The 12,452-nt window shown below is 65.8% G+C and carries 11 protein-coding genes; 1 reads left to right on the top strand and 10 read right to left on the bottom strand.

Annotated elements, in window-relative coordinates; translation table 11 throughout:
- The first annotated feature begins 156 nt into the window (after positions 1 to 156).
- Positions 157 to 420 (top strand): hypothetical protein, encoded by a 264-nt coding sequence (locus ACO06P_RS02755; protein WP_420348486.1) that lies wholly within the window; start codon positions 157 to 159, stop codon positions 418 to 420.
- A 73-nt stretch (positions 421 to 493) separates the two neighbouring features.
- Here ACO06P_RS02755 and ACO06P_RS02750 read toward each other — a convergent pair whose 3' ends face one another.
- The 10 genes from ACO06P_RS02750 to ACO06P_RS02705 all read right to left on the bottom strand — a co-directional run bounded on the left by ACO06P_RS02750 (position 494) and on the right by ACO06P_RS02705 (position 12,307).
- Positions 494 to 2,038 carry an alanine/glycine:cation symporter family protein gene (locus tag ACO06P_RS02750; RefSeq protein WP_420348485.1) on the bottom strand — a complete coding sequence of 515 codons (1,545 nt, stop codon included), beginning with the start codon at positions 2,036 to 2,038 and terminating at the stop codon, positions 494 to 496.
- A gap of 122 nt (positions 2,039 to 2,160) precedes the next feature.
- Positions 2,161 to 2,595 (bottom strand): universal stress protein, encoded by a 435-nt coding sequence (locus tag ACO06P_RS02745; RefSeq protein WP_420348484.1) that lies wholly within the window; start codon positions 2,593 to 2,595, stop codon positions 2,161 to 2,163.
- 207 nt (positions 2,596 to 2,802) lie between these two features.
- Positions 2,803 to 3,744 (bottom strand): AAA family ATPase, encoded by a 942-nt coding sequence (locus tag ACO06P_RS02740; RefSeq protein ID WP_420348483.1) that lies wholly within the window; start codon positions 3,742 to 3,744, stop codon positions 2,803 to 2,805.
- A gap of 63 nt (positions 3,745 to 3,807) precedes the next feature.
- Positions 3,808 to 4,146 (bottom strand): DUF1318 domain-containing protein, encoded by a 339-nt coding sequence (locus tag ACO06P_RS02735; RefSeq protein WP_420348482.1) that lies wholly within the window; start codon positions 4,144 to 4,146, stop codon positions 3,808 to 3,810.
- Positions 4,147 to 4,212: 66 nt separating this feature from the next.
- On the bottom strand, positions 4,213 to 4,416 hold the full coding sequence (locus ACO06P_RS02730; RefSeq protein ID WP_420348481.1) for a YnbE family lipoprotein: 204 nt from the start codon (positions 4,414 to 4,416) through the stop codon (positions 4,213 to 4,215).
- 153 nt (positions 4,417 to 4,569) lie between these two features.
- On the bottom strand, positions 4,570 to 7,722 hold the full coding sequence (locus tag ACO06P_RS02725) for an intermembrane phospholipid transport protein YdbH family protein (protein ID WP_420348480.1): 3,153 nt from the start codon (positions 7,720 to 7,722) through the stop codon (positions 4,570 to 4,572).
- A gap of 95 nt (positions 7,723 to 7,817) precedes the next feature.
- Positions 7,818 to 8,612, bottom strand: a complete 795-nt coding sequence (locus ACO06P_RS02720) for an FAD binding domain-containing protein (RefSeq protein WP_420348479.1) — start codon at positions 8,610 to 8,612, stop codon at positions 7,818 to 7,820.
- A 15-nt stretch (positions 8,613 to 8,627) separates the two neighbouring features.
- Positions 8,628 to 10,994 (bottom strand): xanthine dehydrogenase family protein molybdopterin-binding subunit, encoded by a 2,367-nt coding sequence (locus ACO06P_RS02715; RefSeq protein ID WP_420348478.1) that lies wholly within the window; start codon positions 10,992 to 10,994, stop codon positions 8,628 to 8,630.
- Between the two features lie 4 nt (positions 10,995 to 10,998).
- Complete coding sequence (locus tag ACO06P_RS02710; protein WP_420348477.1) at positions 10,999 to 11,466, bottom strand: (2Fe-2S)-binding protein; 468 nt, start codon at positions 11,464 to 11,466, stop codon at positions 10,999 to 11,001.
- A gap of 226 nt (positions 11,467 to 11,692) precedes the next feature.
- Positions 11,693 to 12,307, bottom strand: a complete 615-nt coding sequence (locus ACO06P_RS02705; RefSeq protein ID WP_420348476.1) for an SRPBCC family protein — start codon at positions 12,305 to 12,307, stop codon at positions 11,693 to 11,695.
- Positions 12,308 to 12,452: the final 145 nt, after the last annotated feature.

Genomic DNA, 12,452 nt, shown 5'->3' with positions numbered 1-12,452 from the left:
GAATTAGTGGAGCTAATCCCAGAGATAAGAAGAAGTCGTTTGTCGGCAAGGCCTTAAGGCCGCACATGAGGGTCAAGAGATGAGTGAGGGGACTGGAATAGCAGGTCCCGCGGCGCCGCTGCGGCTCCGCTCCCCACAGCAGCTTGGAGACAGACCATGTCCAGTATTCAACAGCAGTTTCAACCCCATCCCCTGGGTCACCGGGGAAGCTTCGAAGGCGCCCTTCCTGCGACCGGCGACCTTCTGCGCAAGCTGCGCTGGATCGTTGGCAGCATCGCGGTTTTCGCGCTCGTCTTCCTGTTCGTCTTCAGTCTTGGCACGGCGGACCAGAGCGGCAACGAAGAAGCCCTTGAAGCGCCGGCGGCGTCCGGAGCGGTCGACTATGACGGCCGCGGAAAGTGGATCGGCTATGCGCCCTGATGCCGGCAGACCGCAACACAGAAGGACCGGCAGCCGGGAGGCTGCCGGTCTTCGCTTTTAGGGACTGGGCGATTCAGGTGCCGGTGCCGGCTTCACCCGGAACGTACTTCCTGATCTCGCCGGACTTCAGGCGCGACCAGTAGGAGGAAAGCTCTTCCTTGACCACGGGGAAGAGGATGTAGAGCCCGATGATGTTGGCGATCGACATGGCAAAGATCGCCGAGTCGGAGAAGTCGATCACCGGGCCCAGGTTCATGGAGGCCCCGATGACGACGAAGATGCAGAAGATCACCTTGAAGAGCAGATCCATGGAGCGGCTTTCGCCGAACAGATAGGTCCAGCACTTCACGCCGTAGTAGGACCACGACAGCATGGTCGAGAAGGCGAAGAGGATCACCGCCAGCGCCAGCACATAAGGGAACCAGGAAAAGGCGCTCTCGAAGGCCAGTGACGTCAGCTCGACGCCGCTCATGCCGCCGCCGGCGGTGTAAGTGCCGGTGATGACGATGACGAGCGCCGTCATGGTGCAGATCACGACGGTGTCGATGAAAGGTTCGTGCAGCGCGACCAGGCCCTCGGTCACCGGCTCCTTGGTGCGCACTGCTGAGTGGGCGATGGAGGCCGAGCCGATGCCCGCCTCGTTGGAGAAGGCAGCGCGGCGGAAGCCCTGGATCAGCGCGCCGATGGCACCGCCGGCCACGCCTTCCGGATTGAAGGCGCCGGTGATGATGGCGCCGAAGGCCGCCGGCACCTTGTCGATGTTCATGACGATGATGATGACGGCGGCCGTGCAGTAGATGATCGCCATAAAGGGCACCACCTTTTCCGTCACCTTGGCGATGGACTGAATGCCGCCGATGATGACCACGCCGACCAGCGCCGCGATGATGAGGCCGAAGAGCCAGCCCTTGTCGGCCATGAAGCTGGCTTCGCCGCCGGTGACGTTGACGAACTGCTGGAACGACTGGTTTGCCTGGAACATGTTGCCGCCGCCCAGCGACCCGGCGATGCAGCAGATGGCGAAGAAGACCGCCAGCACTTTGCCGAGCCCGCCCATGCCCTTTTCGCCGAGCCCCTTGCTCAGGTAATACATCGGGCCGCCGGAGACCGTGCCGTCGGCATACTCGTTGCGGTATTTGACGCCCAGGGTGCACTCGGCGAACTTCAGCGACATGCCGAGAAAACCGGCGAGGATCATCCAGAACGTCGCCCCGGGGCCGCCGATCGAAACGGCTATCGCGACACCGGCGATGTTGCCGAGGCCGACCGTACCCGACAGTGCCGTCGCCAGGGCCTGGAAATGCGACACCTCGCCTGCGTCCTTCGGGTCGGCATAGTCGCCGCGCACCAGAGCGATGGCGTGGTTGAAGGCGCGCACGGAGATGAAGTTGAAGTAAAACGTCGCGAAGAGGGCGGCCACGACGAGCCAGACCACGATGACCGGCAGGCCGATATCGTCTGAAACCGGGATCGAATAGAAGATCACCCCGGCAATGGCATTGGTGACGGGAGAGATGGTCTGGTTGATCCGTTCATCCAGGCCCATGGGCGCGTCCTGGGCCAGGCTTGTGGTTGCCCAGAACAGCGTAGCGAAAAAGGCCAAGAACGACGTTTTCATAGAAGCCTCGCTTTTTTCGTTGTGCTGCGGTCCCCTTGCAGCGGGCCGTTACCGTTTTATGGTTTTGCGGAACGACTGTTTTTCCCGGAGGGCCGAACCCTTGGCATCCGGTCAGTGCCCGATCACGGAATGACGGTGACCGGGACCGGCGAAATCTGCACCAGGCTTCCTGCGGTGCTGCCGAACAAGAGCGCTTGCAGCTTGGTCAGGCCGCGCCGGCCGATGAAGATCTGGCTGGCCTTCTCCTCGCCGGCGAGGCTGCTCAGGACCTCTGCCGCGTGGCCGTGGCGGACGATGCCCTTGGCCTCGACCCCATGGGTCTTGAGCGTCGCCAGGGCCGGCGCAATGACTTCTTTCTCCGCGCGCTCGATTTCCTCTTCGCGGCGCTTATGGCGCACCTCGTTCTCTTGCGGTGTATTGAAGGTGTACGGTGACCATTCGATGACGTAGGCCACCACCAGCCGTGCCTGGCTGTCGTGGGCGCGCTGTGCGGCAAAGTTTGCGGCGCGTGCCCCCCCATCGCTGCCGTCGATCCCGACGAGCAAGGTATCTGCCATGGTTCCCCCACCCCAGTTTCGGCGGGTCACGCGGCCAGCGCACCGCCTTCGTTTGCAAGCAGATCTACGCTGTTACGTTTACATGAAACGCTAATAAACGCCAGGGTTAGATTCCTGAACGTTCTGCAATCTCTGGGACAAAGATGGGACGCATGCGGGCCAGGGAGAGCTGCGTTCCGCAGCCCTGCGGCCGGTCTTGAACCGGAATCAGGCGACGACGGCGCCTGTCAGCTCCGACTTCACCTCGTTCAGCAGGCGTGCAGCCTCGCTGCCCTGGATCTTCGCAATGTCGTCCTGATACTTCAGCAGGACGCCCAGGGTGTCATCGATCGCCTGCGGGTCGAGGGCGACCTTGTCGAGCTGGGTGAGGGCCTCGGCCCAATCCAGGGTCTCGGCAATGCCGGGCAGCTTGAAGAGGTCTTCCTTGCGCAGCGCCTGCACGAAGGAGACGACTTCTGCGGAGAGCTTCGCCGGTGCCTGCGGCGCCTTGACACGCAGGATTTCCAGTTCGCGCTCGGCGTTCGGGTAGTCGACCCAGTGATAGAAGCAGCGCCGCTTCAGGGCATCGTGGATTTCACGTGTCCTGTTGGAGGTCACGATCACGATGGGTGGCGTTGCCGCGGCAATGGTTCCCAGTTCCGGAATGGTGATCTGGTAGTCGGACAGAACCTCCAGCAGGAAAGCCTCGAAGGGCTCGTCCGTGCGGTCGAGCTCGTCGATCAGCAGGACCGGCGCACCCCGGTCGTCCGGCCGCAGCGCCTGCAACAAGGGGCGTTCGATCAGGAAGCGCTCGTCGAAGATGTCGCTGGTCAGGCTCGCCCGGTCGCCTGCGCCCGCGGCCTCGGCAACGCGGATCTCGACCATCTGGCGCGGGTAGTTCCATTCGTAAACCGCTGCGGAAACGTCGAGCCCTTCGTAACACTGCAGGCGTACGAGGCGGCGCCCCAGGGTCTGAGCCAGGACCTTGGCGATCTCCGTCTTTCCGACACCGGCTTCGCCTTCCAGGAACAGCGGCCGGCCGAGTTTCAGCGAGAGAAAAAGAACCGTCGCCAGACTGCGTTCGCCGACGTAGTTGCCGCGCGCCAGGAGATCCAGCGTCTCGTCCACAGAGACGGGCACAGGGACGGAGAGGGGGCTCGGCTCGCCCATGGTTCAAGATCTCGCTTCGTGAATGTGGAGGGGTTGGCCGGAAGCACCCGATGAGGATGCCGACTACTGTTGTACCCACTCTCCCTTGTCTGTCAAAACCCAAGTGCCGGCGGGCAGTTGCTCGACGATCTCCCGCGCATAGACAGCGCCGACATCCGCGACCGTCGCCCCGGTCTTCTGCGCCTGCTCGGCGTAGATTGCCCGGCGCTTGGCATTCACCTCTTCGACAAAGTCGGCAACGCTGGGATCGCGGGCCACCGCCAGTCCCGTGTAGCTCTCGCCGACCTTCCCCGCTGCCCGCAGGTCGTCCAGCGACTGCGCAGCCGCAGGTCCGCCCGGCGCGGCCAGCAGCAGGGCGGCTGCCGTCAACGCTGCGAAGAGGGAAATCCGGAACCTTGTCATACCTTGGTCCTCAAAGAGTTTTGGAGTGCCGCCTGCTGGGCGTCTCGTCGGGGTCGGGCTTGCCGGTCAGAAGATGTCCGGATTGCTCTGAATGTCCTTGTCGGCCTGCTCCTCGAGCTTCACCCGCACCTCCGCATCGAGCTTGACGTTCAGGTTAATAGTAATGGGCTCCTTGGGGGCCTCCACCTGTACTTTCGGTGTACAGGCGGCGAGAAGCAGGCAGGGACAGACCACTGCATAGGCCAAGGTGCGGCCGGAAACTCTCGTCAAAGCCTGTTCTCCCCTTACGAATCGCGCCGAATATCCAATCCTTTGCCAGCATAGCAGTCCGCCGGATGGTGATCCAACGCCCCTATGGTGCAAGGGGTCATACGGCGGTGCTCCGCGGTTCATCCCCGGCGGTGTTTTACGGCTGGAGGCGCTCTACTGCCGCAGGCGCCAGGCCCGGCGCAGCGCGTCGTCGGACAGGGAGAAACCCTGGCGGACCGCCTCGAGGACGCTGGTCAGGTTGCTCTCCAGGTTGATGTTGAACTGAAAGGGCTGGCCGTCCAGGACGGCGGGATTCCGGCCGAGGATCGACAGCAGGACCTGGGCATCGTTGGCCAGGGTCTTGTTCACCGTGACCGAGAGCCGGTCATAGCGAAAGTCCTCCAGCGCCCGGATCGCCAGTTCCACCGTCTCGCCGCCGCCGGAGAGGGCCGAGACAAGCGCCTGCGATCGAATGGAGAGCCGGCCCGGTGCCTGTGCCTCCAGCTTGCCGTTGTCGATCACCACGCCCGCTTCGCCGACGCGGATCGGGATACGGCCAGCCAGAACGCCGCTGCCGGAGAGGCCCTCGACCTCGATGAGAGCGAAGAAGGTCGCGAGATCCAGGGTCTCGGTGGCCAGCGCGATGGCGTTTTCAGCTGCGGCCGGGTCCAGCCGCGTCGGCTCGATCCGCCAGGTCGCGCCGCCCAGGCGGAAGCTGCCCCCCGAAAGGTCGACGCCCGGGTCCGGTTGCTGGTCCAGGCGAAAGCGGAGGTCGATCTCGGTGACGGGTGCGCCGGCGTCGATCTCCCGGATGCGCAGCCGCTGGTCCGGCTTGCTTGCAAGCCGCAAGAGATCGTCGAGTTCGAGATCCAGAGCCAGTCCCTTCACGCCGACGCCCTGGCTGCGGAACGACAGGCCCTCGGTTCTTAGCCTCCCTTCGGAGGGAGCACGCTCCATCGGCCAATGCAGCGTTGCTTCGCCGCTGAGCCGGCCCTCCACGTCTTCCAGCTCCGCAAGAGCCGGGGAGATGTCCGACGGCTGGAGTCCGTCCGGCGCAAACTGCAAGCCGTCAAGGACGATCTGCGCGGTGCCGGTGCCCGCGTCGTCGTAGCGCCCCGTCAGATTGGCAAGCTGCGGCCCATCGACGAGGCCGATCGTCGCGGCCAGGTCGAAGCCGGTGCCGGCGCGCCGCAGTTCACCGTCCAGAGCAACGGCTTCCAGGGGCAGGTTCGTCACGTCCGCCGTCAGGCTGGAAACCGAAAAGCGGCCCAGTGCGGGCAGCAGATCCTGGTCCAGGTCGCTTTCGGCCGTCATGTCCGCAGCCGTCACGCCGTAGGCCGGGATGGCGATCCGGCCGAACCGGGCCGCGGCGGTGGCGCTATGGCCCCGATCCACCGCGAAACGCCCGTCGAGGGTAAAGGCGCCGTCCTCCAGACCAACCTCCAGACGCTCGTCCTCCGTGATGAGGTCCAGGACTGCCGAAGGGTCGCGCGCCTGCAGCCGGTAGCTGTAGGCCGCGTCCGCTTCGGTCCAGCGGACACGGGCCTGGGTAATCGTCAGAGCGGTCCGCTCCCTGAAGCGCAGGGGCAGCGCGCCGGCCACCTGCCGCGCCGCGATGCTGCCGCTGCCGTCCAGGCTGGCCTCGAGCGTGCCGGGACGGAAGTCGACACGCAGCGGCAGCGACACGGCCAGGCCGCGGGCTTCGCCTGCGGCAATGGCAAAGCGCTCGGCTGTGAGCGCCGTCGACAGGGTTCCGCTGAAGCGTTTCAGCAGACCGTTGCGCGCCAGCGCGGCCCGGCCCAGCACCACGGCCTCGGCGCTGACGCCCTGTTCGCTGCTGAATCGGAGCGGAAGCGTGACCTGCGCATCTTCGGGCGGCCAGGCGGCCGTCATGGTGGCCGCGGCGGGCCTGGGTTGCGCAGCCGAAACGGAGAGCGAGAACCCTGATTGGAGAACCGGTCGATGCTCCTGCAGCACCCCGAGACCCGCCAGGGTCTGCGCTGCAAGACTTTCGATCCGCAGTTCCATGTCGTCGGTCAGACGCAGGTTCAAGGTGCCGCCCTGCAGATCGGCGATCAGCGGAATGTGGGCCGAGAGACCGGCGCTGCCGTCCGACAGTGCGACATCGGCCAGAATGACGTCGCCATGCAGAAGGGCGTTGCCACTCTCCATCAGCGCCGCGAGCGCGTCGCTGGTTGCATTCTGCCAGGATCTGCTGCGGTCCTGCGGCTGCAGGGCCGATCCCGGAACATCCGCGCGCAGATCGGCGATGAAGGTGAGCTGGCCCCGCTCGGGTGCAGGCTCCGGCAGCTTCAGCAGGCCGGGCAGGGCGCCCTGCGTGCTGACTTCGGCGGCGAAGGAGACGGCGAGCTCCCGGCTCGCAGTGCCTTCCGCCGGATCGCCGGCTTCCAGGCCGCCATCCAGGTCCAGGACGATGGTTTCGCCTTCGCCGTCAAGCCGGGCGCTCAAGGTCAGGCCGCTCAGATCGCCGCGCGCTTCCAGACGTCCTTGCATGAAGGTCAGCGGTGGCCCATCCTCTGGCCGGTAGAAAAGATCTTCGAAGGCGAGGTTGCTGTTCAGCCTCGGCGTGCCGCCGGCGGGCCGGGCGATGGCCAGGGTGCCGGCGACCTGCCCGATGCCGAAGTCCTGCCAGCGGAGTTCGCCTTCGTCGATCTGCGCCCGCGCGGCAAAGTCTCCCGCGCTGCCGAGCCGCCCTTGCAGACTGGCGGCAAGCCGGCCCAGGGGGCTGTCCGCACTTGCCGCCAGGGCGGCTGCCAATGTGCCGTCCGTCTGCGGTTCGATGCCGCCGTCGAGCGAGACTTCCATAGCGCCCTGCGGGGTCATCGCCAGGATCCGGCCGCCGCGCAGCGTGACCGGCGGGACAGCCGGTGTGGTGGGTTCAGCGCGCCTTCCTCTGTCCTGAGCGCGCAGAGCCTCGACCGCGGTCTGAAGGCTGCCGAAAAGAGGGCGTTGGCCGGTAAGATCGACCGAGAGACCAGGGCTCTCAACCGTCACCGCGGTGATCTCTGCGCCCGTCAGGCTGATATCCAGATCCAGGATGATCCGCTCAGCCGTCAGTTCCTCGGCATCGCCCAGCGCCAGAGGCCCGAGCGTCGCTCGGCTGAGGGAGAGCTGTTCGACCTCGAGCGCGGCCACGGTGATCCCGCGGCCCTCCAGGATGCTGTGCAGGACCCCGCCCGCGATCTCCTTGCGCAGCCCCACCGCTGCGAGGACGACGGCAGCGATCAGGACCGCGAGGCCAACGGCCAGCCGGCGGGGCCAGGGTCGCTTTGTCTTGGAGGGCGCTACGCTTTGCGGGTCGGCCATGGGCGCAAGCTACCGCGCGCCGCCTCCGCCGCAAACTCGGAAAAGCGAAGGCCGGGCCCAGCGGGCCCGGCCTTGCGCAGACTTCTGGCTGCGGTTCAGCCTGCGGATTCGACCGCCCGGCGCAGCATCACGCTGACCAGATGGGCACGGTAGTCCGCCGAGGCGTGCATGTCGGCGTTCAGACCGTCCGCACCCACGGTCACCCCCGAGACTGAATCGGCGGAAAACCCGCCGCCGAGTGCCGCTTCGGCATCGCCGACACGGAACACGGAGGGGGCGGCGCCGGTCACCGCGACACGGGTGCCCGCCGGGCCGCTGGCGGCCATCACGCCGACGATGGCATAGCGCGAGGCCGGGTTTGCGAACTTGGCGTAGCCGGCTTTCTCCGGAATCGGGAAGGAGACGGCGGTGATGATCTCGCCCTCGTCGAGGGCCGTCTCGAACATGCCAGTGAAGAAATCGTCCGCCGCGATCTGGCGCTTGTCGGTGTGGACCGTGGCGCCGAGTCCCACCACGGCGGCGGGATAGTCGGCGGCTGGATCGTTGTTGGCGATGGACCCGCCGATGGTGCCGCAGTTGCGGACCTGGGCGTCCCCGATCCCCTCGGCCAGCGCAGCCAGCGCCGGGATCTTGGCTTTCACCGTCGCGTCGTTGGCCACCGTGGCGTGGGTGGTCATCGCGCCGATGACCAGCGCCCCACCGTCTTCCTTGATACCCTTCAACTCAGCAATGGCGCCGAGGTCAATCAGGTCGGAAGGGCTGGCGAGGCGCTGCTTCAGCGTCGCGATCAGGGTCATGCCGCCGGCCAGAAGCTTGCCGTCCGAAGCGCCGGCCAGGGCGCTTGCCGCCTCGGCGACCGAGCCTGGGCGGTGATGGTTGAAATCGTACATTGTCGTCGTCTCCCCTTACTCGGCGGCCATCTTCTGCTGGTTGGCCAGGCGCCAGACCTTCTCGGGGCTGGCTGGCATATCCATGGACAGGATGCCGAGCGCATTGGTAATGGCGTTGATGGTGGCGGCCGGGGCGGCAATCGCGCCCGCTTCGCCGCAGCCCTTCACCCCCAAGGGATTGTGGGTGCAGGGCGTCTCCGTCATGCCGACGCGGAAAGACGGCAGGTCGTCGGCCCGCGGCATGCAGTAGTCCATATAGGACCCGGTCAGAAGCTGCCCGCTGTCGCCGTCGTAGACGCAGTTCTCGAGCAGCGCCTGGCCCACGCCCTGGGCAATGCCCCCGTGAACCTGGCCCTCGACCACCATCGGATTGATCACCTTGCCGAAGTCGTCGACGGCAACCCAGTCGACGATCTCCGTCACCCCGGTCGAGGGATCGATCTCCACCTCGCAGATGTGCACGCCCGAGGGATAGGTGAAGTTCAGAGGATCGTAGAAGGCGGTCTCGTCGAGGCCGGGCTCCACGCCCTCCGGATAGTTGTGCGGCACATAGGCGGTGAAGGCGACCTCGGCGATGGACTTCTCCTTGTCGGTACCGGCGACCCGGAAGGTGCCGTTTTCGAACTCGACGTCGTCCACCGAGGCTTCCATCAGATGCGCGGCGATCTTGCGCGATTTCTCGATGATCTTGTCGCAGGCCCGTGAGATCGCCGAGCCGCCGACCGCCAGGGAGCGCGAGCCATAGGTGCCCATGCCCATGGGGATCGAGCCGGTATCGCCGTGCACGATCTCCACGTTCTCGATGGGCACGCCCAGGGTATCGGACACCAACTGCGAGAAGGTGGTCTCATGCCCCTGGCCGTGGCTGTGGGCCCCGGTGAAGACCGAAACCGAGCCCGTCGCGTTGAAGCGGACCTGTGCTGACTCCCAAAGGCCGACGCCGGCGCCGAGGGAGCCGACCACGGCGGAAGGAGCGATGCCGCAGGCCTCGATGTAAGCGGAGAAGCCGATGCCCCGGAGCATGCCCTTGGCCTCGGAGGCCGAACGACGGGCTGCGAAGCCGTCGTAGTCGATCATCTCCAGCGCCTTGTCGAGGGAGGCGCCGTAGTCGCCGATGTCGTACTGCAGCGCCACCGGGGTCTGATAGGGGAACTGGTCCGGCTGGATGAAGTTCCGGCGCCGGATTTCGGCGGGGTCGAGCCCCATTTCCCGCGCCGCGACCTCCACCAGCCGCTCGACCACGTAGGTGGCCTCCGGCCGCCCGGCGCCGCGGTAGGCATCCACCGGGGCGGTGTTGGTGAAGACCGCCTTCACGTTGGCGAAGATCACCGGCGTGGTGTACTGCCCGGCGAGCAGCGTGGCGTAGAGATAGGTCGGCACCGAGGTCGAGAAGCTGGACAGGTAGGCACCCATGTTCGCCGTGGTGTCCACCTTCATGCCCAGAAACTTGCCGTTCTCGTCCATCGCCAGTTGGGCATGGGTGATGTGGTCGCGGCCGTGGGCGTCGGAGGTGAAGCTTTCGGTGCGCTCCGCCGTCCACTTCACCGGCGCCTTCACCTTCTTCGCGGCCCAGGTGCAGACCGTCTCTTCAGCGTAGCAGAAGATCTTGGAGCCGAAACCGCCACCGACATCAGGCGCGATCACCCGCAGCTTGTTCTCGTTCAGCCCCAGCACGAAGGCGCAGAGGATGAGCTTCAGCAAGTGCGGATTCTGACTGGTGGAGTAGAGCGTGTAGCTGTCGGTCCCCATGTCGTATTCGCCGATGGCCGCGCGCGGCTCCATGGCGTTGGGGATCAGGCGGTTGTTCACCAGATCGACCTTGGTGACGTGGTGCGCCTTGGCGAAGGCGGCATCGGCCTCGGCCTCGTCGCCCAGCACCCAGTCGTAACAGAGGTTGCCCGGCGCTTCTTCGTGGAGCAGCGGCGCTGACCCGTCGCGGGCCTTCCCGGTCTCGGCAACCGCCGGCAGCTCGTCATAGTCGACCTCGACCAGTTCCGCGGCCTGGCGGGCCGCCGCATAGGTCTTGGCGATGACAACGGCGACGTGATCGCCGACATAGCGCACCTTGTCGCGGACCAGCGGGAAGTGCGGCGGCGCCTTGTGCGGCTCGCCGTGGCGGTCGTTGACCACCCAGCCGCAGGGCAGGGAGCCGACGTTGTCGGCGGCCATGTCGGCGCCGGTGAAGACGGCGACAACGCCCTCGGCGGCCTCGGCGTCTGCCTTGTTCACGCCTTTGACGGTGGCGTGGGCGTGGGGCGAGCGCACGAAGTAGGCGTGAAGCTGGCCCGGCCGGTTGATGTCGTCGGTGTAGCGGCCCTCGCCGGTCAGGAAACGGAAGTCTTCCTTGCGCTTTACGCTGGCGCCAATTCCGGTGTCTGTCATGGCCCTAACCCCTCATGTTTGCGGCGGCGGACTGGATCGCCTTGACGATGTTGTGGTAGCCGGTGCAGCGGCAGATGTTGCCTTCCAGCCACTCGCGGATCTCACCCTCGTCCGGGTTGGGGTTCTTGTTCAGCAGGTCGACCGCCGACATCACCATTCCAGGTGTGCAGAAACCGCATTGCAACCCATGGTGTTCGCGGAAGGCTTCCTGCATGGGGTGCAGGCTGCCGTTGCTCGCCAGCCCTTCGATGGTTGTCACCTCGGCGCCGTCGGCCTGCAGTGCCAGCATGCTGCAGCTTTTCACGGATTCGCCGTCGACGTGGACCACGCAGGCGCCGCACTGGCTGGTGTCGCAGCCGACATGCGTCCCGGTAAGCGACAGCTGTTCACGCAAGAATTGAACAAGCAGTGTGCGGCCTTCGACCTCGCCCGTCACCGCCTGCCCATTGACTGTCATCGAAACAGTGGGCATGGGGATCTCCCTTCATTGACCTCCGAACGGAATGTCCGGTTATTCTTGTCTGCAACCGCCCGATTGCCAGTCGGTACCCTGCGGCCGCCGGATGTTCTGCGGGGAATCAGTGTGTTGCGGTAGGATTTTCAGGTCAAGGGGCGCGGCTGTCCCCGGCCTGATACTTTGGTCTAGGTCGCCCCGGAAACGCTGATTTGTGACGCAATGATTGCAGCGCAAACCCGGTTCATAGCGCAAAGACCGCAAGCAGGATAAGGACAACGATAAGCAGGCCGGTCACCCAGACGCCGAGCGACGCGCCGGCGCCGACATCGGCATCCGCATCCGCTGCGGCAGGCGCCGGTGCCGCTGCGGGCGCCGCAACGGGGGCTGCAGTGGGGGCCTCGGCGGCTACAGCCTCTGCCGGCGCCGCGCCGACGGTTTCGGCAAAGCGCGAAAAAAAGTCATCCGCCATCTTCTTGGCCGTGCCGTCTATGAGGCGGGAGCCGATCTGGGCCAGCTTGCCGCCGACCTTGGCTTCGACGTCGTAGTTCAGCAGGGTTCCGCCACCGTCCTCCTCCAGGCGCACCTTGGCGCCCCCCTTGGCGAAACCCGCTGCACCCCCTTTGCCCTCACCGGAAATCGTATAGCCGTTGGGCGGGTCCAGGTCGCTCAGCGTGACGGCACCGGCAAAGCGCGCGGAGACAGGCCCCACCTTTGCTTTGACCTTGGCCGTGAACTCGGTGTCGGAGGTCTTCTCGATCTCTTCCACCCCCGGGATACAGGCGCGCAGCACCTCGACATCGTTGAGTGCTTCCCAAACCGCCTGGCGCGGCGCCTCGATACGGTACTGGCCGGTCATCTGCATGATCTTGAGAAACCTTTTTTCGGTTGGCCGCCGGCGACGCAGCCTGCACTACTGCCCAAGCGTCAGAGCATTGCCGCTCGACCCCGGGGGTTCAAGCCCTACCTTCGGCCAAGCGGCCATGCGTCAAACGCAGGGAAGG

Source organism: Pelagibius sp. (genome assembly GCF_965227505.1).
Lineage (GTDB): Bacteria > Pseudomonadota > Alphaproteobacteria > Kiloniellales > Kiloniellaceae > Pelagibius.
Note: the sequence above shows the minus strand (reverse complement) of the source record. Positions and strands in the feature narration are given on the sequence as shown.

Excerpts from the sequence above, each read along its gene's own strand:
- ACO06P_RS02755 (WP_420348486.1), top strand. The coding sequence starts at position 157 with ATGTCCAGTATTCAACAGCAGTTTCAACCCCATCCCCTGGGTCACCGG.
- ACO06P_RS02750 (WP_420348485.1), bottom strand. The coding sequence starts at position 2,038 with ATGAAAACGTCGTTCTTGGCCTTTTTCGCTACGCTGTTCTGGGCAACC.
- ACO06P_RS02745 (WP_420348484.1), bottom strand. The coding sequence starts at position 2,595 with ATGGCAGATACCTTGCTCGTCGGGATCGACGGCAGCGATGGGGGGGCA.
- ACO06P_RS02740 (WP_420348483.1), bottom strand. The coding sequence starts at position 3,744 with ATGGGCGAGCCGAGCCCCCTCTCCGTCCCTGTGCCCGTCTCTGTGGAC.
- ACO06P_RS02735 (WP_420348482.1), bottom strand. The coding sequence starts at position 4,146 with ATGACAAGGTTCCGGATTTCCCTCTTCGCAGCGTTGACGGCAGCCGCC.
- ACO06P_RS02725 (WP_420348480.1), bottom strand. The coding sequence starts at position 7,722 with ATGGCCGACCCGCAAAGCGTAGCGCCCTCCAAGACAAAGCGACCCTGG.
- ACO06P_RS02720 (WP_420348479.1), bottom strand. The coding sequence starts at position 8,612 with ATGTACGATTTCAACCATCACCGCCCAGGCTCGGTCGCCGAGGCGGCA.
- ACO06P_RS02715 (WP_420348478.1), bottom strand. The coding sequence starts at position 10,994 with ATGACAGACACCGGAATTGGCGCCAGCGTAAAGCGCAAGGAAGACTTC.
- ACO06P_RS02710 (WP_420348477.1), bottom strand. The coding sequence starts at position 11,466 with ATGCCCACTGTTTCGATGACAGTCAATGGGCAGGCGGTGACGGGCGAG.
- ACO06P_RS02705 (WP_420348476.1), bottom strand. The coding sequence starts at position 12,307 with ATGACCGGCCAGTACCGTATCGAGGCGCCGCGCCAGGCGGTTTGGGAA.